Genomic DNA, 24,312 nt, shown 5'->3' on the forward strand with positions numbered 1-24,312 from the left:
AATAAGCGTGATCTACTATATTTGGGTTATTATATGAGTCTTCCTGTTTCTCTTCTTTTATTTGTCACCAGAGGACCCATGAAGGGGCTTTGGAGGAAGTTCTAGATTGACGTTATGTACATCAATGATCTCCCTTTACACCGATTTTTACTGGGAACTCGTCTGAAGGAATTCAGAATTGCTCTCCACAGGTAAAAAAGTTGGTAGTTGTAAATTCTAATAGAGTTACTTTGAATAAAAGAAAACTAGTGATATGTGGGTACATTACGAGTAAGCTAGAAGTTCTTAGAGGTAATTTTTTTAGCCAAGGGGGTTCTAAGGAAATGAATACTGATTTTAAAATGGTACATTTACGCTGTGAATATCAGGATAATCCTATTGGGTTAGGTACAGAGAGGCCACGCTTTAGCTGGAAGTTACAATCTGACCGGCCTCATGTCCTTCAGACGGCATATCATATTCAATTGGCGGATTCGCCAGATACACTGAGTAATGGACCATGGCTTTGGGATACGGGTCAGACCCAGTCTAGTCAATCAATTCTAGTGGAATACGATGGTGCCCAGCTTCAATCCGACCGGCATTACTATTATCGTGTCCGAGCATGGGATAATTATGGGCGCCTAACGGATTGGAGCGATATCGCGCATTTTCAGACCGGCTTGCTTAATATTACAGATTGGGAGGCAGAATGGATTACACCGAATGGAGTATCAATAAGATCTGATGCCGAGGAGATTTTCTTACTGCGCAAGGAGTTTCAGGTTGAAGCCGCGATTAAGCAGGCGACTATTTATGCCACAAGTCTAGGCTTGTATGAGCTTGAACTAAACGGAAAACGAGTCGGTGATATGGTATATACGCCAGGTTGGACCAGCTACAAGTACCGATTGCAAGTTCAGTCTTACGATATAACAGAGGAATTGACCGTAGGCGGAGTGAACGTTCTCGGGGCCTCTTTGGCTAATGGATGGTACATGGGATATTTAGCGTGGGAGAACAAACATCACCATTACGGTAACCGAAGAGCTCTGATCTGCCAGATTCATATTGTATATGAGAACGGTACAAAAGCATTGATCGTGACAGACTCTTCCTGGCGAGCGTCAACTGGGCCAGTGCTAATGTCTGAAATATACCATGGTGAAAGATATGATGCCCGATTGGAAAAGCTCGGTTGGAGTTGCAGTGACTATGCGGCCGAGGACTGGTCGACGGTAGAAGTGCTTCCTTTTTCAAAGAGCGGCTTGATAATGCAGGAGAATGAACCGGTTAGAATCATTCAGAAACTTGAGCCAAGCTCGGTTATTGCAACTCCAGATGGGGACAAGGTAATCGATATGGGCCAAAATATGGTTGGGCGGGTGCAGTTGAACCTTGACCTACCGAGAGGTACTTCACTGAAGTTGGAGCACGCAGAGGTACTAGATGCGAAAGGGAACTTTTATATCGGCAACCTTCGAAATGCGAAGCAGACTGTTGAGTATGTCTGCCGAGGTGGCGGGGAAATCTGGGAGCCAAGTTTCACTTTTCAGGGATTTCGATATGTCCGAGTTACCGGATGGCCGGAAACGGTGCCATTTACCCTCGATAGTTTCACCGGGCATGTCATACATTCGGATATGTTGCCATCAGGTGAATTTGAATGTTCACACCCATTAGTTAACCAATTACAGAGCAATATCGTATGGGGACAGCGTGGTAATTTCCTCGATGTACCGACGGATTGTCCACAGCGCGATGAAAGGCTTGGATGGACCGGGGACGCACATGTATTTATCAGAACGGCAGCGTTTAACTATGATGTTGCCCTTTTCTTTAGGAAATGGCTTCATGATCTCAAAGTGGACCAGCGTGAGGATGGTGCTGTACCTTTTGTTGTTCCGAACGTTCTCAATGACGAATCTTTCGCATCTGCAGCTTGGGGAGATGCGGCAGTTATTTGCCCGTGGGTTATCTATATGGTTTATGCCGATAAACGCGTATTGGAGGAGCAGTATGAAAGTATGAGAAGTTGGGTTGATTACATCCGCCGGCAAGGTTTGGATGAGCACCTATGGAATACTGGCTTTCACTTTGGAGATTGGCTGGGCCTTGACGCGAAGGAAGGAAGCTATTTCGGGGCTACACCTAATGATTTAATTGCTACCTGCTTTTATGCTTATTCGACGAAACTATTTGTAAAAACAGCAGAAATACTAGGACGGACAGAAGATGTTGTGTCGTATGGTAATTTGTATGAGCAGATTGTCAGTGCGTTTTCGAGGGAGTTCATTACCCCAAGGGGGCGGCTAGCTGCTCATACTCAAACAGGACATGTGCTGCCGCTTATATTTAATCTTGTAGACGGATCTGTACGAGAGCGATTGGCACGGACACTAGCTGAATATGTAGTGGAGGAGGGAAATCATTTGACGACAGGGTTTGTTGGCACACCATATTTGTGTCAAGTCTTGACAGAGACTGGTTACCATGATCTCGCCGTTAAGCTCTTACAACAGGAGGAATATCCATCTTGGCTGTATTCAGTCCGGCAAGGTGCTACAACAATCTGGGAGCACTGGGATGGGATTAAGCCTGATGGTTCTTTCTGGAACGACGATATGAATTCTTATAACCATTATGCTTATGGTGCAGTCGGTGACTGGCTTTATCGCACGGTGGCTGGGCTTGATCAGGATTTCTCAGAGCCAGGGTACAAACGAATTTTATTCCATCCCCGCCCAGATTCGAATATGAATTACGCGAGGGCTACTTATGAATCTGTTTATGGAACTATTCGTAGTGAATGGCATAAAGAGGAGAACGGCACCGTCACTTATCTTTTCCAAGTACCGGTAAATACAACAGCAAAAGCTATACTACGCGGTGCAAACCTTGAAACGACAGTGTTGAATGGAAAACAAGTGGTAAATGGTGAGTTGGGTATCTTGGCAGTTACTGAAATAGACGGGGCCTTGTTGCTCGAGATCGGATCAGGTTTCTACACTTTTCTGGTGACAGGAGTAACTTAAAGTAGAAGCTGAGAAAGAGTTATCTTATTTAAATACTATCTGCTAGCTGAAGAACGCCGGATAACTAAATGTTGTGCTGATTTTTTAGCAAGAGCAAATGTTTGGAACGATGAAACCGTAGCTACTGGGTATAATTCCGGATGGTTGTGCCGCGTACCTGCTGAATATTGAATATTTTGGTCATCCATGCTATTGAATGAATGAAGAAGGTTTGTACGTTTCCTTTTACCAGCTGGTGCTGCTGGTGAAAAATTTCGGAAGCGTGGAAGCAATCCGCACAGGTCTTGACTATTTTCGAGACCGCTTTCGCATAGTCAGTTTGGGAGGGCTATATCTGAGCGCCGTCATGGGCGGGGAAAGAAATTTCTTCACGGGATTTGGTTATGCTTAACGCTAATGTGGTGGGGAGTATCTCCTGATGATAGGTCAGAATAGCAAAGTAGGCGGATGGAGCAACTTAGGCGATCGTTACGAATAGAAAGCGCAGCCAACGAATGCAGTTCTGTTATTAATGTTTGAGGAAAAGGAGAGAATGGGTGATCTTCGATGAGTTCTACGATATAACCCCTCTCCGGATTCAGTCTAGAATATCGTCCTACTGTTATTGTAAGCAAGAGACTTTTAAGTAAAAGAGCCGTATTCACGGTCAGCATTTCTGTGAAACCTTCTCGGGGCCATCGAATAACCGATTCAGCCTGAGGCTCTTCAATTCCACGGTACTTCCATTTGGCCAGGCCCAAGGAAATTCCCTGACTCTCACCATCTATTAGGATTAGCGCCATGTAATATCTCATGGACAGCATCCGAAAAATGAGGATTTTTGTGATATTCGTGACCGGAAGAATTTCTACTATGGAGTTGATTGTCATGTTTTCTTTGAACTTCAACCCATGGAGCAACTGGTAAAAAGGGAGTTTAGAGTACTTATTGCTTCCTATCGCATCCGATACTAGGTAGGTGATATACCCTCGAATTTTTTGAATATTTTGCTGAAATACAGCGGATCGTCGTATCCGACCTGTTCCGCAATATTTCGGATATCCGGCAGGCTCTCCAGCAGCAGGTACTTTGCGCTTTGAATTCGCAACTGCTGGATATAATTCCGGATAGTTAAGCCTGCGTATTTGCTGAATATTTGACCTATATATTTTATTTGCGTTCAAGGTGAGCTTCAATAAAGCCGGTAATACACTCTGTCGTGTAGTTTCATGCAGCAAGGATAGCAGTTTGCGATATGTAATAAACGATGGTGGAATAACGGATTGGGAATTGAGCTGGTTCGGCTGTTCGAAATTTTGAAGCAAATCGAAACGTTGCACAGGCGCAAAGCGCCGCGGGACGATCAAGACCTTTCCCTCGCAAGCGACTGTGGTTGGTAATTGCTCGGGATAAACATGGAGTGTTTTTAGTTCGGAGACGAATTCGTTCCATGTAGAATAATGTCGAAAAGTGGGCTCGGCATGGAATTGGACCCCCCAAAGCCGTTCAATTTCAGACGATTTATACCAACCGGCATGTTCCTCCACGGTTTAAGCAGCAAACATTCCCCTGCGTTTAAAATCAGGGGTTACCCGCCGGTTTCCATATGAATCGGGCTGTCCGTCACCATGATTAGTTCTTTAAAAGGATTGGAATGTGGGCGATAAAAATCCGGACCGCGCCCGCATACTTGACTTCAAAGAGCGAAGCGCCCAAAAAAGTAAAATATGACATCGTGCATCACCTCCAGATCCTATTGTACTTCTATATTCATTTTATTAGGAGAATTAATCTTAAACGGTGCAATGTAATCGCTTTGCTAAGGTTGCTATACTTTTGCATAGAGTCTCAAAAAAGAATTTTCTGGAGGAGTGACATAGCTATTTTCTCAATGTGACGATGGGGTGGGATCCGAGTCCGCGGACAGTTTAATCCAGTGCCTATGATCTGCTCGGGTATCCGTACTCAGAAATTCTAGAAGGGAATACGCCAAAGGAGTTTGAGAAGACGCTTCGCGCCGTCAAGCAATTTTTGGAGGAAGGAAGGAATGAAACGAAATCTATAACAATAATGAGTGGAACGAATGGACCGAAGGCAGTTTTTTGGAGACGGTTATCAACAATGGTATGGATATTTGGAAACGATCCGCAATGTGTTCGGGAACTAGGAATATATAAGGAAAAGAAAATATTTAGGGATTACACAAGATGAGTTTTACTGGTGGATAATCTCATCTTAAGAGCTACATTGATCCTAAATATTCCCTGAGACTTATCAATTTAATATATGCATCTAAAAAGGAGCGATTGTGGATGACTAAAAAATATGATGTTGCCGCTTATATTTGGCCTGCCTATACAGGTGAGGACAAAAGATCAAGGATGTTTTGGCCGGAGGGAATTGGAGAATGGCAATCCGTCAAAAATTCGGTTGCAAAGTTTGAAGGTCACAATTGGCCGAGAAAGCCTTTATGGGGGTATGTCAATGAAGCAGACCCGTATGTCATGGAAATGCAGATTAATGCTGCGGCAGATCATGGCGTAAATGTATTTATTTATGACTGGTACTGGTATGATAAACATCCTTTTCTTGAAAACTGCCTGAATGACGGTTATCTGAAAGCAAAAAATAATGACAGAGTAAAGTTTTATCTGATGTGGGCTAACCATAATGTGAACTACACGTGGGATATTCGTCTTTCCCATATAAAGGATGCCCTGATTTGGGATGCTGCAGTAGACCGTAACGAATTTGAAAAATTGGCGAAAAGACTGATTGAAAAATACTTTCATCATCCTTCGTATTACACCATCGACGGGAAACCCGTATTCATGATCTACGACCTTGCCAGTCTGATGAAAGGCTTAGGGGGGGCTGCTGCTACAAAAGATGCATTCGAATGGTTCAGAGCAGAAGTAGTGAGAGCTGGATTGCCAGGACTTCACCTGCAGATGACCATGTGGGGAGAAATGAACTATAATTTAAGCGGCGTAGATGACGGAATAACGGTTACCTCCAACGAATTGGTTCAACTTCTAGGCTTTGATAGTATGTCACATTATCAGTATGTTCACTTTACCGATATCGACAGGGACTACGAAGAAATTATGACCGACGTGGTAAAAGAATGGACTCGAATAGAACAGACTTATTCTATCCCCTACTTTCCCCATGTCTCCGTAGGCTGGGATAACAATCCAAGATATAAGGAATTTAGACCAGGGATTGTAAAGAACAATACGCCTGAGAAAGTGCAAGCAGCCTTTGAAAAAGCTAAGGAGTATGTGGATGCCCATCCGGCCCAGCCGCCTCTTATTACGGTGAACAGCTGGAACGAATGGACAGAGACAAGTTATCTGCAACCAGACAACCTGTACGGATACGGCTATTTGGAAGCTTTGAAAAAGGTGTTTAAGTGAGTAAGGGAATGGGGTACTAGATACATCGATTGAAAGTACTCAACCATGACCCGCCACTGAACCCAAATGTAACGATTTGTATCTGTGGTAAGCGGTTCAATGGAAGGTCGTAGCAAGCGTTTTGCTGCATAATCAGAAAGGTTTCTATTTTGATTTGCGAACGATTACAATTCGAAAGGGGTTCAAGATAAATGACACTATCAAGCAATGACAGGTTGTACTGGCTTCAAACAATGGAACGCATCGCCGGTCCCGTCTTAAAGGCGCTATCCGAGCGGCAACTGAAAGCGACTATGCCGGTCGCGGTGAAAAGGGACGAAACTCTTCTTTCCCGGCATGGGGAGCCGGATCGGCTGCCTTATATGAATTTAGAGGCGCTTGGCCGGACATTGGCTGGCCTCGCTTCGTGGCTGGAATCTGGTCCGAGGGACGGGGAAGAAGGACGTCTTCGGGAACGCTTCGCCGATATGGCTCGAACCGCTATCGATGCGGGGACGGACCCTGCTTCGCCGGACGCTTGCAATTTTTCGGTGGGGCTTCAGCCGCTTGTCGACGCGGCTTTTTTGGCACATGCCGTGCTGAGGGCACCGATCGAGCTCGGGGAGAAGCTGGAGCCCCGTGTACGCAGACAGCTTGTCGCCTCGCTAAAAGCGACGCGTACTCGAAAGCCCGCTGCATGCAACTGGCTGTTGTTCTCCGCCATGATCGAAACGGCGCTGCGCCAGTTGGGCGAACCGGATTGGGATCGTATGCGGATCGATTATGCTCTCAAGCAGCATCAGCAGTGGTACAAGGGTGACGGCGTTTACGGCGACGGACCAGATTTCCACTGGGATTATTATAACAGCTTCGTCATTCAGCCGATGATGTTGGATATCGTGGAGGCTGTAAGCGGGGAGGAGTCGGATTGGGCCAGCCTCGCCGAGCCGCTACGTAATCGGGCTGTCCGATTTGCCGAGGTGCAGGAGCGGCTCATTTCGCCGGAGGGAACGTTCCCGCCGATCGGCCGGTCCATCGTGTACCGGTTCGGAGCGTTCCAGCACCTGGCGCAGATGGCGCTGCGCCGCGATTTGCCATTCGGCGTCGAGCCGGCGCAGGTGCGCGGGGCGCTCAGTGCCGTCATCCGCCGGACAATGGAGCAGCCGGGTACGTTTGACGCGAATGGCTGGCTGACGATCGGTCTTTGCGGCCATCAGCCGGACCTCGGTGAAGTATACATTTCAACCGGCAGCCTGTACCTATGCTGCACGGTGTTTCTGCCACTCGGTCTGCAGGCGAACGATCCGTTCTGGATGGGCGAGGCCGATTGGACGTCCAAGAAGGCGTGGTCGGGCGTCAACCTCCCGGCCGATAAGTCGATTTACGTATGAACCGTGAAGACTGGCAATGGCAGATTATCATGATGTGCGCCGGAACGTCACAACGTTTATATCGTTCCCGGCATGGGGAAACGGTAGCCATGCAATTGGCTAAATCGTTGTAGGAAGAGCCCTTGAAAAGTGAAAGTGTAGAAATCTGAGGGGCGGGACGCGCCTTGCTTTACTTCAACAGGTTGTTTCGCAAGCGAGAGGGTCTGCCGCCCAGGGAGTATCGACTATTGGTATCTATTTATTAGCTTGCTCGTAGAATCGCAATTAAATGGTATTCAAAGAAACAAGAGAGGTATGGATTAACGGCTTGGAAAAAGAAATGAACGTTTAAGCTGTTCACGGCTGAGTTTCATTACCTAGGAAATGGCAGATGCCTGCTTTGTCTGATTGGCTCGACGCGATATCGCATCCATTAGAACGGAGCTTTTGTCCATCCCGGCGCACGCTCAGCATGGATTTGCACGGGTTGAGAGAAGAGTAGTTAAAGGGATTCAGCCATATACTGTATTGCCATAAAAAAGGAGGAAATCGAATGAGAAATGAACAAAACCTAATAAACTCGCTAAGCGAACGAATCAAGAACAATTGCAGCAAATATGCCGGCTGCATCCCTAATGCGGTTGCGAATAGGGAGGGGTGCTACGAATGCCAGACGGGCGGGCACTGGACCGACGGATTCTGGCCTGGTTTGCTTCTTCTTGCAAATGTCTGCAAGAAAGAGGATTTTTACATGCAGGAGTTTGAAAAGTACGTTCCATTTTTAGAAGAGAGGGTAGCGAACGATCCAGTGGTCAATGCGAGAAATGGCTATCTTGGACTTGATCATGACGTAGGCTTTATTTTTCATTTGACGGCAGTGTTTCATTTCCGGTTGACGGGGTCGTCGGTATCGGGGAAAATCGGCCTGCGGGCGGCGGATGCTCTTGCGGCCCGGTTTCAGGAACGTGGAGCGTTTATCCGGGCTTGGAACGATTGGGAGCACGACACGCCGGAATTTCGAGAGCTTAAGAAGGGGAAAGCAATTATTGACAGTCTGATGAATCTCCCACTTCTGTATTGGGCTTCCCGTCATACGGGAGAGGCGCGGTACGCTGAGTTCGCCTCCCGTCATGCCAATACGCTTATGCGAAATATCGTCCGGAAGGATGGATCGACTTATCACACCTTTCAATTTGATCCTGCCACGGGAGATCCGAAGGGAGGAAAAACCGCACAAGGCTATGCGGACGATTCTTGCTGGAGCCGTGGACAGGCATGGGCATTGTACGGATTTGCCTTGGATTACCGCCATTCATCAGACGAGAAGATGCTTGCAACGGCACTACGCTGTGCGGAATATTGGAAGCGTTCCCTGTTGCCGGACGGCGACGCGCCTTGGGATTTCGCCGCACCGCGAACGGAACGACTACCGATTGATACATCAGCGATGGCTATCGCTGCCTGCGGATTATTGGAACTCTTCAACTGGCTGCCGGAGCGAAGCGATCTGCTGCAACTAGCAAGGGCAACTGTAAGCCGATTAATCGACGCGCACCTCGCCCCCGATTCGCTGGAGCCGAATGCTTTCCTCTTGCACGGCTGCGTCGGACCGTCATACTTCAAGGGAAGCCGGGAGGAAGCCACCGGAGAATACGGATACGGAACCGATCAGCCGTTGATCTACGGCGATTACTTTTTTTACGAAGCTCTACTGCGGCTAAGTAACAGTTCAGTGGAGTTGCCTTGGTTTTAATTAACTGATATACCATTAATGAATGCTAGTGCAAGTAAAGGATGGCCTCCTGCCTGCCGATTCTTTTTTCATCCATATTTCAATCGGTACTGACGGGGAGTCATCCCTTAGAACGCAAACAAGCCTCTATTAACCGAAACTATTCTTATTCTTGTGGGACTCTTGTTCTATTTCCAATTCACTATTTATTACAAATGTCGGTCAAGCCTCCAGGCATTTTTTACAAGCCTCTGGTGTTTCCAGATTGTTTGTATCTCGACTATTACAGTAAAGCAGTCAATGCAAAATTTTTCATCAGCTTGGCTAATTCTGATTTGTTACAGTCGGTAACCTTGGAATGACGATCCTGTTGGCTTCCATGGCTGGGTACACGCTTGCTCGTCACGGCAGATTGTTTCGTTTCGTGTTTCTTTTATTTACGGCCGGCATCCTTGCATCTCGTAACACGTGTACAATTCCCGATTTTTCTGTACACGGCTGGCACAATTATGGTCCCGTTTTTGCACTTGCTAGCGATGATTCCTCTGCTTGTCCTGTTTGTCTTCACGCAGCGGAGACATGCTAAAGGGGTTAGTGGTGGGATCTGAAAAAGGGTAACAAGTACTTTTCATGCAGACTTTCTGACTACCAGAATCACGCTTATTCGCCATTTATGTGAATAAGCGTTCTCTTGTCTCTAACAAGTTGAATTATTACATGAGTTCGAACTTAGTTTTAGGGATAATGTTTTTTCTGAATAATTTTTTAAAAAAGTCGAATCTAGCATATATGAAGTAAACTGCAACAATTGTAGTAACTTCAAAATATTTTATGATTATGAATGTAAGCGATTTCTAACGTTTAGGGGGTAATGTGAAGAAACATTAAAAAGAGGGCATGCCTGAGTCTGGGGAGTTCTGGATTTCCTGAAGGAGAAAACCAACATCAAAAATAAGGAGGAAGCTATGAAAATGTTAAAAAAAATAGTAGTTTTACTTTTTGTGTTGGTTAATATTTTATACACGACCAACGGATTGATGGCATCAGCTGCAACACAATCACCTGAATTGATTGTGAACCGGGGATTTGAGAACGGCATTGCAAGTTGGAGTGGGCAATTGGCGACATTAACAATTGACACTTCAAATTTTAATTCTGGCGATTCTGCATTGAAAATTTCGAACAGAAGCCAGGATTGGAGTACAGCCATGCAAAATGTGGGTGAGGGGCTAAGAAGCTACGGGGCTGGGAACTACAAACTAAGCGCTTATGTGAAACTCGCAGCACCGCTAGCAAGTGGTTCATGTAGCCCGATGATTGTAATCAAATATAACGATGGGGCGGATCACTATGCCAGTACGAGCCGTGTAGCCATAAACGATCAGAACTTTGTCAAATTGGAGGGGAGCTTGAATCTCTCTTGGAGTGGAACGTTGAAGTCTGCACAGATGTATGTTCAAACCGGAGCAGGTGGAAAAGAATGTCTTTCAGATTTATATGTTGATGATTTCAGCCTTGTAAATACTGATCGCTCAACTCCAATTAATCAATCTCCTGAACTAGTAGTCAATACAGGCTTTGAAAGTGGGGTGTCAAGTTGGAATGGGCAGTTTGCGACATTGACGGTTGATAGTTTAAATGCGAATTCAGGAGCATCTGCTCTAAAGATTTCGAACCGAAGTCAGGACTGGGGTACAGCATATCAAAATGTCGGCGATGTATTAAATAGCTATGGACCTGGGAATTACAAGTTAAGTGCGTATGCTAAGCTTGCAACGCCATTAGCAAGCGGTTCTTGCAGCCCAATGGTTGTTATCAAATATAACGACGGTTCGGATCATTATGTTAGTACGAGTCGGATTGCTATCAACGACCAGAATTATACTAAATTAGAGGGGAGCCTGAATCTCTCTTGGGTCGGATTATTAAGTTCTGCACAGATGTATGTACAGACCGGGACAGGGGGGAAAGATTGTCTATCAGATATATACGTTGACGATTTCAGTTTGGTAAATACAGATCGCGCGACACCGTTACCTCCTTATCTTGGGGACTCAAGTGTCAATCTTGCTGCAAATAAGGGAGTAACCGCTTCAAATACATTAGACAGTTCGTTTAGTACCTCTTATCTAACAGATGGTGACATAAGCAATATAAATGGACATGAATGGGCAGCGGACGTTTCGCAAAGCTCACAATGGGTTACCGTTGATTTACAAAACAGTGTGAAATTTAATCGTATTGAGTTTTATACGAGCCACGGCAAAGAGCTGCAAGATTATCAAATACAATACTGGACATCAACTGGATGGCTTAACATATTCCCAGGAGTGACGGGGAATGCTGCCGATCATAACACTTATGTCTTTGAACCGTTAATCTCTTCTAAAATTCGCGTGAGTGTGACCAAAGGTGATTCGGATAACATAGCACGATTGGTGGAGATTGGTGTTTATCTCGACCCTAATTTAGCATTAGGCAAGAGCGTAATTGCTTCTAGTGTACAGACGGGATACAATGCGTCCTACATAAATGACGGCAACAAAGTGACATCGGGCTGGAAGCACTGGGCGGCGGATGTATCCAACGGACCTCAGTGGGTAGAAATTGATCTGGGAACTATGACTACTTTCCAGAGGGTAGAATTTTATACGCCCTCAAGCTATGAGCAACGTGAGTATACGATTCAATATTGGGACGGTAGTCAGTGGATCGAAGCCTTTCCGACAGTAACCGGTAATAATGCAGAACGCAAATCACATTCATTCAATCCTGTCACAGCTTCGAAACTTCGTGTATATGTGACGGAAGGTAATATTCAGCAGCATGGCCAGAACGGCGGAGAGAATGTAGCACGAATTGTGGAACTCGAGGTCTATAGCACAGGCGGACAATTTGTCGACAATAACGTTGTACCTGATCCAATTCCCCAAACGATTGATCAGAGACAAAGCAAGACTGCTGTAGGGGCAATTCGGTGGGATATGTGGGGAGGTACAGACAATCCTTCGGACATTGGATCCCAAACACAAAAGACGCTTTCACCTGAAAAATATCATTTCCGTCTGCCTTGGTATGCTTCTGTCACGGGTACGAATCAAGCTTATATTCCCCAGTATACGCAGGAAATTATGGATCAGGAGATCCAGTATGCCAAAAAAGCAGGTATTGACTACTGGGCATTCGTCATGTACGAATCTCCAACGGCAAGGGATCTATACTTATCCAGTGCCTATAAGAATGATGTAAAATGGACGGCTATTCTCGGAGCGTCCGGCTACGCATTTGAAAATTACCCGTGGCTTGTGTCTCAGTTTAAGACGTCCAATTACCAGAAAGTTCTGAACGATAGGCCTCTCGTGTATGTTTGGAATACTAACAAACGATATGTTGATGAGTTGCGGTCGGAGGCTCGTAAACAAGGCACTGCAGAGCCCTATATTGTGATTATGGGGACCAATGCCAAAATTATGCGTCAGATGCAAGGCGATGCGCTAAGCCAGTATACAAATTTTGGAGCCAATGGTTCACCATATTCAACTCTTATCCAAAATGACCAAACGAACTGGAATTTGCTTGCGGATTATGGAGCGCAGGTGATCCCGACGGTAACTACCGGCTGGGATCCTAGGCCGCGTATCGATACGCCGGTATGGACCTCATATGGGGAAAATCAATGGGCTCAAACCGCAACCCCACAAGAAATCGCGGAAAATCTTAAAAACGCATTGGACTGGAATGACAGCCATCGTTTGTCAAGCTTTCCGAATGCGGTTCTAATGTATGCCTGGAATGAGAATGATGAAGGGGGATGGATCATACCCACTCTTGGAGCTGACGGTAAGCCGGATACAAGCAGGCTCGATGCCATTCAGTCGGTTTTGCGTCCCGATCTGACTCCGCCAACAACGGCGGCCGCTTTGACCCCGAAGCAACCGGACGGCTCGAACGGCTGGTACGTCCATCCCGTTACGGTCTCGCTCACGGCAACCGACGATTCGTCCGGGGGGGCGAAAACGGAGTACAGTTTGGATGGCGGTACGACGTGGCAACCATATACGAACCCTGTCAAGTTTAATCAAGACGGTAAGTTTATAGTGAGCTATCGCTCAACGGACAAGGCTGGGAACGTGGAGATAGCAAAAACGGTTAGCTTCAATCTGGATGCGATAGCGCCGTCCATTGCCGTGAGCGGATTGGCGGATAACAGCTCGCTAAGCAACGCCGGAGATATCGCGCCTTTCTTCAGTCTCGGCGATAACCTATCCGGTATCGTCAGCAGCAAGACAACCGTCACACTGGATACGTACGAGTTCCAAGCCGGCACGACGATCCCGCTCTATACGCTGTCGCTCGGCAGGCATACGTTTACGGTAACTGCAGTTGATGTGGCAGGCAACGCAAGCGTCAAGACGGTTTCATTCAAAACCTTCACAAGTATCGACGCCTTGAAGGAACTGGTCGCGCGATTTGAAGGCAGCGTCCTGATCGATAACGGCGGCATAGCAGACAGCTTGAAAATGAAGCTGGATCAAGGGAGCCTCATAGCATTCAAGAACGAAGTAGAAGCGCAGAGCGGTAAGCACATTAAGGCGGAAGCGGCGAACTACTTGCTCAGAGATGCTAATGCCCTAATTGGAAATTAGACAAGTAACCAGTAAGGAAGCATATGACCCGTTCTTCTCTCTCAAATAAACCGGGTATTGGTAAAATCGGTTGGAGGTAATACGCACGGATCATACAACAACGAATCGAGAGTAATGGCTGGAGTGGATGCTGCGGATTGGCAAGCCGGTGCTGGAGACGTTAGCCGAATGCAAGTTGAAGGAGAGGATGCCCGTTCAAAGCAAAACGGACGATCGAGGCGAGTACACACACCTGGAGGCGCTCGGACGGTTGCTGGCTGGAATGGCGGCCTTGACTGGAGCTGACAAGATTATCTGGTGATGAAGAGGAATGCCACAGCGAGTTGGCGCGTTTGTCGAGAGAAGCTATTGATGCCACTACTGATCAATCGTCGCCGGACTTTATGAATTTTACGCAAGGTTATCAGCCTGTTGTCGACACTGCGTTCCTGTCTCACGCCATGATCCGGGCGCCGAAGGAGCTGCTTGGCAAACTTGATGAACGCTGCTTGAAGGCTACCAGGTCGAGAACGGGCTATGACAATCTTCATTACTTCAGCCGGTTGTTTCGCTAACGATAAGAGCTGCCGTAAGCGGGGCGAGTAGTCGCAATCCCCCTGGTTTTCCACAGCAGATGTTTGGCGCACTGAATCCGCAGTTGCTGGATAAATTCCGGATGGTTGAGCCGGCGTATTTGCTGAAAACTTGGCATAAATATTCATATTTGCGTTCAAGCTGCTGTTCAATGAAGCCTGTGGTACACTCCGTCGGATAGATTTCGTGCAGTAAAGTCAGCAGCTTACGGTAGGTGATAAAGGATGACGGGAAAACCGATTTCGGATTGAGTTGATCCAAGGCGTTCTCCGCGATTCTTAGCATAAGCTGCGAGAACAGGATCGACAAATGAAATGAAAAATACCCTTTTGGTTCTCGTGTACCCGTATCAACTGTTCGAAAGTTTGAAGTATATTAAAACGACTGACAGGCGCAAAACGTCGCGGAACGATTAAACTCTCTCCGTCGCTATCGCTTGAGGTTCGCATTGCTCGGGCTAATCATGGAGTATTTTAAGCTCGGAGACCAACTCGTTCCATGAAGAATAATATCGTAATGACGGCTCAACATGGAATTGTACCCAAAAAAGAGTCCTACGGCAGACGATTTTTGCCAACCGAAATTTTCCTCCCACGGCTTGAGCAGCAGACATTCCCCGGCGTTTAAGACTAGCCGTTCCCCGCCAATTTCCATATAAATCGGGCAGTCAGACACCATGATGAGTTCAAAGTAAGGATTGGAATGCACGCGATAATAGTCCTGTACTACTGACGCCTGCCCATTTGACATCGAAGCGCGATCGAAAAGGTAAAATAGGACATGCAGAAGATCACCTCCGCATCCTATTGTACTTCATTATTAAGTTTTTTATGAGAGCTTATCTTAAACGGTGCAATGGATACACGAGGATAAAGTTGATAAACTATTCGTAGCATTACAATAGGATGTAGAGAGGGCGAAACATTGCATATGAAACGACCGGATTATGGGTTATCTGTATATTATTCGCGAATTATCATGTAGACAAGTGAAATGAAGTCTGGTACGGCAAAGGCTATCTTCGCTGTTCGGGATGAATATCCACCCAGTCGTGATTAGCCCACATGAGGTCATTGTTAGGGGCGCCAAGAAATCCTTACTCTAATGCACGCTCACTTCTTATTCGGAGTACCGCGACGCCAATGTGCCGGATTACGTGACATTTGCTGAACAATACGATCTCCCCTATTTCCCCAATGTAACAATGGGATGGGATCCAAGTCCGCGGAAGGTCCAGTCCAACTCATATGATCTGCTTGGGTAACCGTACACTCCAATACTGGAAGGAAATAGGCCAGAAGAGCTCGAGATATCGCTGCGCGCCGTCAAACAGTTTTTGGATGAAGGACGGACGAAGCAGAAGTCTTTTCTATAACGCATGGAATGAATGGACCGAAGGAAGCTATTTGGAGCCTGATGTCAAAAACGACATGGGATATTTGAATGCGATCCCGCAAGCCAAGCTGAAATGAAGCAACAGAGGAACGTTTGAAATACGAGAATGAAAAAGAAAAAATCTGGAAAGCACTGTTAGACATAACACCAGCAGGCATACTCCAATCACCATAATCGAGGATAAGAAGACTAATAATGTGCAAGTGGAAACTCAATCTGGCATAATGAAGAAGGCTACCAAAATGCTGCCAAGAAAGGAAGTTTATCCCTACTTCTTAATAGCGGATTTGATCAGGCTGTAAATCAATTAACTTTATACCGCAGTGAAAAAAGTAATGCTACTGCCTGCATGGCATGGGGAATGACCTGTTATTATCAACGAAATGAATACACTTTGGGCAAATCCAACACAAAGCTTGCTTCCGTTAAGGCGCGGGGTTATTTTTACCATCAATATGTTTAAGTCTACAATTCGGAAACGTTTTTACGTTTAGTCCAAAAATAATACATAAATTATACCATTGGGGATGAAACATAATATGAATGAAATTTGGCAGGCTAGCTGGATATGGGTCGATTTACCAGATAAGACGCCTAATGTATTTGCTGAAGCTCGTAGCCTATTTTCTCTCGACCAAAGGTTTCAATCGGCAACACTAAAGATTTCCGCTAACCAAGAATATCAGGTCTTCATTAACGGTAACTTGATCGGATCAGGACCTTCCCCATCAGATAACGCTTGGAAGTATTTTGATACTTATGATGTTTCAGGAGTTTTACAACAAGGGGATAATAGCATAGCTATTCTGGCTTACAATTTTGGAGACAGCCAGATCGTCACCCAACAACGGCAAGGGCCGGGCGGGCTGATCGCCCAATTGGACATTTTGACTAAAGAGGGACAGATAAGTGTATTCACCGATGATAGTTGGAAATGCCGACGTTCCCCCAGGTGGGTGCAGAATGTCTCTAGAATGCACTCTTGGGGTGGGTATAAGGAGATCTACTTGGTAGATAAAGAAGACGGTTGGGAAAAAACAGACTTTGATGACACCTCGTGGACAAAAGCGAAAGTGGTTGCGGTCGCAAATGACCCCAACTCTACCTGGCCTAGATTAATTCCACGTGAAATTCCTTTTCTCTCCCGGGAATTGATCAAGCCAAGATCCGTTCTTAGAACCGATCATAATTATGGTATTGTGAATGGGGCAGAGGAACTTGTGGAGGGTATGAACGGCTTCATGAATGTGGATGCATCTGCACCCGGATCATTACCCGGAGTAGTATTTGATTTTGGTGAGGTAAAGGTTGGCTACCCGATAATTGATGTAATTGCGCCGGAGGGAGGCGTGCTGCAATTATATTATGGCGAGTCTTTGGAGATGGTACTGCTCGATACCTTTAGATTGAAGAAAGGGTCTAATCGTGTATCCCCATTCGGAAGGAGAGCATTTCGTTATTTGCAAATCTCAGTCCAAGCAACTCCTGTTCCACTTCAAGTTGAGGATTTCCAAGTTATATCTGTTCGCTATCCTTTTAATCAAGAGGGCATTTTTAAGTGCAGCGATTCCTTATTGACACGAATATGGGATATCGGACGCTACACTACACGTGTCAACAGTCAAGATCACTTAGAGGACTGTCCTTACCGGGAGCAAGCACTCTGGGTTGTTGACGCCGTGGTCATGGCTAAAGTCATATTTCAGACCTTTGGCGATAAAGCACTTGTCCGGAAATGCTTGCTCCAAGGGGCCAGAATTCAAAACGACGATGGCTCGATCCCGGCAACCGGACCGGAAAGAAACAGCATTTTGCTTCCTGATTTTAACGCATATTGGCTGCTGGGTCTATATGATTATTGGCGGTACTCTGGTGATGATGCGCTCGTTTTAGAACTTGAGTCTTCGGTACGTAGGCTGATCGGGTGGTTTAGTGACCAACAGGACGAAAACGGTTTGTTTTCTAGAGCAAATAGAGCAGGATGGTGGTGCTTTGTCGATTGGGCGGATTATATTGATAAGCGGGATCGGGTTACTGCTGTCTCATGCCTGCATCATAAGGTGCTATTGAGCGCTGCAGACATGGCGAGTGTATATTCTGACTACGCATTTGCGGAAGAATGCAAAGAGCGTGCAGACCGTCTGCGAGCATCAATTCGCAAACTTCTTTGGGATTCAGAGAAGAGACTATTCGCAGACTGCTTAACGGAGGATGGCCTGTCGGACAGTTTCACATTCCAAACCAATTTCATAGCTATATGGTCCGGGATCATGACGGACGAAGAGGCAGAATATTTCATTAACGATGTGTTCGCCAAAGGGTTATGTCCCGAACTGAAGGGCGCCTTCTTCTATCATATTGTTCTTGAGGTGCTATTCGGCCGTGGTTACGTGAATATGGCTCTAGACATTCTCCGATCGTTCTGGGGGAAGATGGTGGCGAGGGGAGCGACAACATGGTGGGAAACTTTCGATCCGTCTTCACCCCATTGCAGCATTCCAAGTCCTTATCAGGGGAATACGCCGACGTATCTGTCCGATTCTATTCCGGTCAGTCACTGTCACGGATGGGCAGCGTCCCCGACATATCTTCTAACTGAGCGAATACTGGGAATAGACGTAAGCAATATCTCGTCAAGAGAGTTTGTCTTTAAACCTGCCTTGGGCACTGTGGCTTGGGCCCAAGGCACGGTGCCGACCATATATGGATCCATTTATGCTAAGTGCGTTCAGGCTGGCGATGGCACCGTTGCTGTAGTATTAGAGTACCCGGCTTCATTAACTGTTATTTCTGCGACAAGCATAGAACAGGTCGTTGTAAAACGTTCAGGTGATGTAATTACCGTGCGGGGTAAAATGCGTACAAAATCTAAGGTTTAATTTAATCCTTGATTATAAAGGGAACGTTTATTCTAATGAAGAACAACTGGGAAACAGAATAATAGAACTGTAGCCTTGGAACGGATTTTTCTATCACTACCTCAATATCATTCCGGTATACAAGAGGTTTGTGCGGAACAGAATAAAAAGATTCACTTACATGTTTCCAATATATGGGATATTCGGTCGTCTCATGATCAGAATAATATGATCTGGGATGCAGCGGTCGATCGTCAGGAGTTTGAAAAAATCGCTAATCGCTTGATCGCGAAGTATTTCAAGCATCTCTCCTACTGTACGATCGAGGGAAAACCGGTCTTTATGATTTATGATCTGGCGAATTTACTTTGGGGCTTAGGTGGAGTTGAAGAGACAAAAGACGCGCTTGAATGGTTTAGGAAAAAGGCCGTTCAAGCAGGGTTGCCCGGACTGCACGTCCAGTTGATATTGGGAAAAGTAAGATTATTCAATTTGAGCGGGGTCGATGATAACAGGACCGCTACGACGAATGAGATCGTAAGCTTGCTGGGATTTGACAGCCTGTCGCACTATCAATATATCCATTTTGTGGATATTGATAGAGAATGGGAGCGTATTGATCAAACTTACAACATCCCTTATTAAGATTGAAGCCTTGGTGCGCGAGCAGATTGATCCGCTTTTGTCATGAAGCTGCCAAGCGATCCGACTGGAGTATACACGATATCGAAGCCATCGAGTTCAAAAATCACCGGCATGAATAGTTAGGCTGCCTTTAGCGCATGAGTTCGGTACTGTACCGGGCTCATGCCTTTTGATTGGCAGGCTGGGTGCGATGGTCATCAATATGACCTCTATGTGCGAGCCGAATCCGAGGTCGAGTGAAATTTTACAGGGAGGCAATATATCGAGTCATGATGCAATTCTGGAATGAAGTAGTTTTCCCGTAATAGGAGAAGACCGTCTAGTCGGTTAAGGACCATAAAAAATATTTGGAGTAATCTTGTTCATAATCCGGAGATGTTGTTGGTCCACTCACCAAGGGTCACTATACGATTATAGTCAAATCGATGCAAGTGCTCGAGGAAGCTTTGTCTAGAATTTTAATTGAAGGTGAGATACCGCAATTAAGTGAAGCGGATAAAATGGGCGTACAAATGTTGACAATGTTGAGACGAAGAGCAACTAATTGTTCTTGTCTGCTGAAACCGGATTGTATAAAAGCCCAGGGGAATCGCGAAGTCAAATTCAGTATGAACTATTGGCGATTAAACAATCAGGCACATGAAAAGCTCCGCAGCGTAGAAGCTACGCACTAGCAGTCAGATGAGGTGGCTTTCGCTTGCCCAAAACCTGCTGAAGAAAGCAGCAATAGACGAGTTAAGCACAGACACTTAACTCCTTTGCTCATTCAAACATTCATTTTTACCGAAGATCTGTCGCATTATCAGTACGTTCACTTTACAGATATCGACAAAGAGACTACGAGGAAAATTATGACTGGCGTGATAAAAGAATGGGCTCGAATTGAAAGGACTTATTCTATCCTGTACTATCCCCATGTGTTGTCGATAGGCTGGGACGCCTGAGAAAGTGCAAGCAGCTTTTGAAAAAGCCAAGGAATATCTGGACGCTCACCCGGCTCTAAACAGCTGGAACGATTGGACGGAAACAAGTTATCTGCAGCAGGATGACCTGTACGGTTATGGCTATCTGGAAGCTTTGAAAAAGGTATTTAACCGCTGATTCAAAGACCTTGGGTCAAACGGCCATAATAGCCGTGTCGCCCGAGGCCTTTGTCCTTCATTACCATCCGTTCCTAAAGCTGGCTCCGATATTGGAAATCATGGATGCGATGACCTACAAAGGGCATGTTTACGGGCTGCCGAGGCTTCGTTCGCTTGCGTTCCATACGTTGACCATCCGCAAGGACTGGCTTGACAAGCTCCGGCTGAAAATGCCCACGACTTACGACGAGCTGTATGACGTATCGATGGGAACGGCAAAAAAGACACCTATGGTCTTGCGTTATATGCCGGCGGCGGCGGACTCGGGGCCGTGTCCCTGCTAGGTTCGTTCCATACACCGACAAATAATAATTGGAGTGAGTCTACCGACGGCACAATTTATCCGATTTACGCGCATCCGAACTTCCGTAAGTCGCTCGAGTACCTGAGCAAGCTCTATAAGGACGGCATTTTGTCGAAAGACTTCGTCATCATGAAGGCCAGCCAGGCGGAAGATGACTTCCTCAGCGGAAAGGCAGGCGTGACTGGCGATTTCGCCTGGAATGCTTACACTAAGGAAAGGCTCGACAAAGCGAGAGCCATCAATCCGAAATTTCAATGGGCGCCGGTGCCGGCGCTGAAAGGAACGGACGGCTTCCAGGGATACTCGAAGGGATCCGGCTTCAACGGTTTCATAGCAATTCCGGCAACGCTGTCGAAAGACACTTCTGGATATGCCTAATAGGCTGCAGAGCTCCGTCACTAGATACTCCTCTGCCGCTTATTGAATAATGCGATGCTTGCCTTGAGCACCTCATGTTTCCAGATTTTCAAACACTTTTTTAAGGCTTCATTCTCCCGCTTGAGCTGCTTCACATGCCGGTCCTCATCCAAGTACCGACACCCTTGTTGGTCCAAGAGTCTGAACTCACAAAGCTCCCTATATTTACGCATCCACTTCTTGACCCTATCTTTATCATGAATCCCCAAATGCTCGGTTATCTGCCTGTACGTCTACTTTTCCTCAATACGTAGGCGGATCGCCTCTTTCTTATTATCGTCAGTATAAGCTTTAAACCGCTGTCCTTTGATCGCTATAAAAAATGCACCCCTTATAATTCATCGGATTACCCAAGAGGTTTTTCCAATGTCTATTATAGGGGGGCACATCAGCATCTCATCGGGGGTTTTTGCTTGTAAATCTAATCGGGAAGTTGTCTGGAGATTGGAGATGAAGCGTCGATTTTGCCGTTCTTCTGCAGTTCCAAAGAAAGTTTGTTCGTCTTCCGATATTCTGTCGGTGATACACCATACATCGATCTAAAGCACTTATTGAAAAAGCTGACATCCTCGTACCCGACAGCCGATGATATATCGGTTACGCGAAGGTTCGACTGCACAAGCAAATCTTTGGCCACCCGTAGCCGGATGTCGTTGCGGTATTCCAGAAACGTTTTGCCTGTAAATTGTTTGAACTTGGTCTTGAAGGAGGACACGCTCATGCAGCACGATTTGCTGATTTGCTGCAGCGATAGCGGCTCGGCATAATGGATCTCGATCATGCGGCATACGTTGCTGATGACCTGTTCGCCCGACAATAGCGAGAGCGGCTTGTTTCGGGATTGATAACATCGGCTTAAGAAGACAAACAGCTCGATCAGGAAAGTTTTGACCAAAACGCGGTAACCCGGCCGTTTTTCCGTATACTCTTTCATTAACCTGTCCAGAATCAACTTCATGTCCAACGTTTCGTAAACATTCAACCGGAGTTGGGCGGAAAAGTCGTAAGACTGCCGCAAAAAAGGTTCGACATAATAAAAATCGATGAACGACGATACCCCGGAAAGCAATTCGATTTCTTTCCTCAGCAATTCCGGTTGGAACAGGATGTTATATCCGGACAAAATGTCGTCCTCATGAACGATGTAAGCATGCTGAATATAGGGTTGAATCAAAAATACGTCTCCACCGCCGATCCGATGACTTCTCCCGATATACTGGTGTTCGCCTGCACCTTGTTCGATATAAACGAGCTCCACAAACTGATGTTCGTGATAAGGATAACGTTCTCCACCGTTCAAATGAAACGAAACTGCGTGAAAGAGAAAATCCGGACTCTCCAATAGTTCATTATTCCATCTGGTCATACAATCACCTGTCCTGTGCCTGGTTTTTTAATCTTTGTCTTTTTGACCCGATCATTTGGCTGAATGCTCAAGAATGCCTCACCAATCATCTGCTATATTGAAGTTGAAGCAAAACATTTGGATCATGGAGGAGACAAAAATGAGCGTAAATTTTGAAATCGAACGTTTTGAATCGGAAACGATGGAGCACCTGCTGGGTGATTACTGGATCAGGGTTTCTGACCAGATTCAGCTGTTGAACCGCTTGATCTTCTTCGAATGGGCTTCTGCCCGGGTGATCGCCGGATGGGTTCCCGCAGCTTCCGAATTTGACTGGAAATGCGTGATGTCGAAGATGATCTGGGAAAACATGACGATCGCGGACCGGCTGCGGATGCGCAAAGAAGAGCTGTCGGGCAAGTCGAAAATTACGATCCCTTCGAAACGGTTCCATGAGTTTTTGCAGGATGCATCCGCCGCAGAAGGGTTTGTGCCGTTCGTGTCTGGGTGGTTCATGGAAGTTACGAAAGCCGTCATCGAAACGTATGAAGCATTGCAGTCCAGGCTCGATCCGATTTTCGATGCGCCCACGTTGGATATCCTTAATGAAATCATAACAAAAAAACGCAATCATTTGAATTGGGCGAATGGACTTGTCCGGGATGCCGTGCATCGGAAAGAGGTATTGTCTTCAGTCGGAGCCTGGAGAAAGTTTATTCAGCACTATTTGCAGCAAATCGGGGGGATTGAGGAACAAAACCCCGCGAACGGTGCGTCAAAACCGCACTCGCCCGTCTCGACGCCTCATGGTCCGGCGCCTAAGAAAAGATCGTGTCCTCAATGGTTGAAAGTGGGAAGCTACGACGTCGTGCCCGACCAGTTCAAGGATAGTCTTAAAATATTTATGTGGCATTATGCGACGGAAATTCAGGTGTTGGATCCCATGTGCTACGTATTCTATGGTGTGGATGATATGCCATTTGAATTTTATGTCGATTTCAGTCGCCACATTTGGGACGAGAGCCGCCACCATCTAATGGGCATGCGCAGATTGCGCCAGCTGGGGTATGATGCCAAAGACATTCCTGTGCCGTATTCCGAGGATGCGCTGCAAGAGCTGGAATATTTTTATGCGATGCTCACCATGGTGGGCGAATCGTGCTCGTTTACACGTAAGAAGAAATCAATGGATGCCTATTACCGCAAAGGGGACATTATCTCCGGGATGACGGCGGAAATCGACATTGTCGATGAACGAAGCCATGTCCAGTTCGGGAAAAAGTGGGCGACCGCCATCTACAAGCAGCGGTTTGACCGGGATGTCTCGCTCGATGACGTCGTCAAAGAAGTGATGGATCGTTCGATGAAAGAACGCGCCGCAGATTTTGAAAATATGGGCGAAGCGGAGAAACAATCGATCAGCCAGCTCGCTTTTTGCGGGAAAATCGAATTCAAATATTTGAACTACGAAAACTTGTAATTGGAGTGCTGACA

General features: G+C 46.3%; 16 protein-coding genes and 1 pseudogene. 14 read left to right on the forward strand and 3 right to left on the reverse strand.

Annotated elements, in window-relative coordinates:
* Window positions 1–323 precede the first annotated feature (323 nt).
* Window positions 324–3,014, forward strand: a complete 2,691-nt coding sequence (locus tag ACFQ88_RS22980) for an alpha-L-rhamnosidase (protein WP_379457135.1) — start codon at window positions 324–326, stop codon at window positions 3,012–3,014.
* Window positions 3,015–3,342: 328 nt separating this feature from the next.
* On the opposite strand, the gene ACFQ88_RS22985 is transcribed toward ACFQ88_RS22980, so the two are convergent.
* Together ACFQ88_RS22985 and ACFQ88_RS22990 are read right to left on the reverse strand one after the other, a co-directional pair.
* Window positions 3,343–3,447, reverse strand: coding sequence for a hypothetical protein (locus tag ACFQ88_RS22985; protein WP_379457943.1), 105 nt, complete (start codon window positions 3,445–3,447; stop codon window positions 3,343–3,345).
* Window positions 3,448–3,694: 247 nt separating this feature from the next.
* Window positions 3,695–3,883 (reverse strand): annotated as a pseudogene (locus tag ACFQ88_RS22990) (spore germination protein); the annotation flags it as partial.
* 1,422 nt (window positions 3,884–5,305) lie between these two features.
* Between ACFQ88_RS22990 and ACFQ88_RS23000 the strand changes: the two are divergent.
* From ACFQ88_RS23000 to ACFQ88_RS23055, 12 genes are all read left to right on the forward strand, one after another.
* Window positions 5,306–6,412, forward strand: a complete 1,107-nt coding sequence (locus tag ACFQ88_RS23000) for a glycosyltransferase WbsX family protein (RefSeq protein WP_379457137.1) — start codon at window positions 5,306–5,308, stop codon at window positions 6,410–6,412.
* A 191-nt stretch (window positions 6,413–6,603) separates the two neighbouring features.
* Complete coding sequence (locus tag ACFQ88_RS23005) at window positions 6,604–7,782, forward strand: DUF2264 domain-containing protein (RefSeq protein ID WP_379457139.1); 1,179 nt, start codon at window positions 6,604–6,606, stop codon at window positions 7,780–7,782.
* A 532-nt stretch (window positions 7,783–8,314) separates the two neighbouring features.
* On the forward strand, window positions 8,315–9,514 hold the full coding sequence (locus tag ACFQ88_RS23010) for a glycoside hydrolase family 88 protein (protein WP_379457142.1): 1,200 nt from the start codon (window positions 8,315–8,317) through the stop codon (window positions 9,512–9,514).
* Window positions 9,515–10,458: 944 nt separating this feature from the next.
* Window positions 10,459–14,139 (forward strand): OmpL47-type beta-barrel domain-containing protein, encoded by a 3,681-nt coding sequence (locus tag ACFQ88_RS23015; RefSeq protein WP_379457144.1) that lies wholly within the window; start codon window positions 10,459–10,461, stop codon window positions 14,137–14,139.
* 127 nt (window positions 14,140–14,266) lie between these two features.
* The gene (locus ACFQ88_RS23020) at window positions 14,267–14,440 is read left to right on the forward strand and encodes a hypothetical protein (protein ID WP_379457146.1); all 174 of its coding nucleotides are present in this window, start codon (window positions 14,267–14,269) and stop codon (window positions 14,438–14,440) included.
* 22 nt (window positions 14,441–14,462) lie between these two features.
* Window positions 14,463–14,693: a DUF2264 domain-containing protein gene (locus ACFQ88_RS23025; RefSeq protein ID WP_379457148.1), complete on the forward strand. Its 231-nt coding sequence runs from the start codon at window positions 14,463–14,465 to the stop codon at window positions 14,691–14,693.
* Window positions 14,694–16,052: 1,359 nt separating this feature from the next.
* Window positions 16,053–16,184, forward strand: a complete 132-nt coding sequence (locus ACFQ88_RS23030; RefSeq protein WP_379457150.1) for a glycoside hydrolase family 99-like domain-containing protein — start codon at window positions 16,053–16,055, stop codon at window positions 16,182–16,184.
* 462 nt (window positions 16,185–16,646) lie between these two features.
* Complete coding sequence (locus ACFQ88_RS23035) at window positions 16,647–18,986, forward strand: alpha-L-rhamnosidase-related protein (protein WP_379457152.1); 2,340 nt, start codon at window positions 16,647–16,649, stop codon at window positions 18,984–18,986.
* 207 nt (window positions 18,987–19,193) lie between these two features.
* Entirely contained in the window at window positions 19,194–19,610 is a 417-nt protein-coding gene (locus ACFQ88_RS23040; RefSeq protein ID WP_379457154.1) for a glycoside hydrolase family 71/99 protein, read from the forward strand.
* Between the two features lie 948 nt (window positions 19,611–20,558).
* Window positions 20,559–20,711, forward strand: a complete 153-nt coding sequence (locus tag ACFQ88_RS23045; RefSeq protein ID WP_379457156.1) for a glycoside hydrolase family 99-like domain-containing protein — start codon at window positions 20,559–20,561, stop codon at window positions 20,709–20,711.
* A gap of 91 nt (window positions 20,712–20,802) precedes the next feature.
* Window positions 20,803–21,036: a hypothetical protein gene (locus tag ACFQ88_RS23050; RefSeq protein WP_379457158.1), complete on the forward strand. Its 234-nt coding sequence runs from the start codon at window positions 20,803–20,805 to the stop codon at window positions 21,034–21,036.
* Window positions 21,024–21,434, forward strand: a complete 411-nt coding sequence (locus ACFQ88_RS23055) for a type 2 periplasmic-binding domain-containing protein (protein ID WP_379457160.1) — start codon at window positions 21,024–21,026, stop codon at window positions 21,432–21,434. The genes ACFQ88_RS23050 and ACFQ88_RS23055 overlap by 13 nt, the downstream gene beginning before the upstream one ends.
* Before the next feature lie 460 nt (window positions 21,435–21,894).
* On the opposite strand, the gene ACFQ88_RS23060 is transcribed toward ACFQ88_RS23055, so the two are convergent.
* A complete protein-coding gene (locus ACFQ88_RS23060) occupies window positions 21,895–22,839 on the reverse strand; it encodes a helix-turn-helix domain-containing protein (protein ID WP_379457162.1) in 945 nt (314 codons plus the stop codon).
* A gap of 139 nt (window positions 22,840–22,978) precedes the next feature.
* On the opposite strand from ACFQ88_RS23060, the gene ACFQ88_RS23065 reads away from it, so the two are divergent.
* On the forward strand, window positions 22,979–24,298 hold the full coding sequence (locus ACFQ88_RS23065) for a DUF455 family protein (protein ID WP_379457164.1): 1,320 nt from the start codon (window positions 22,979–22,981) through the stop codon (window positions 24,296–24,298).
* Window positions 24,299–24,312: the final 14 nt, after the last annotated feature.

The sequence above is a fragment of the Paenibacillus sp. NPDC056579 genome (genome assembly GCF_042793215.1).
Lineage (GTDB): Bacteria > Bacillota > Bacilli > Paenibacillales > NBRC-103111 > Paenibacillus_S.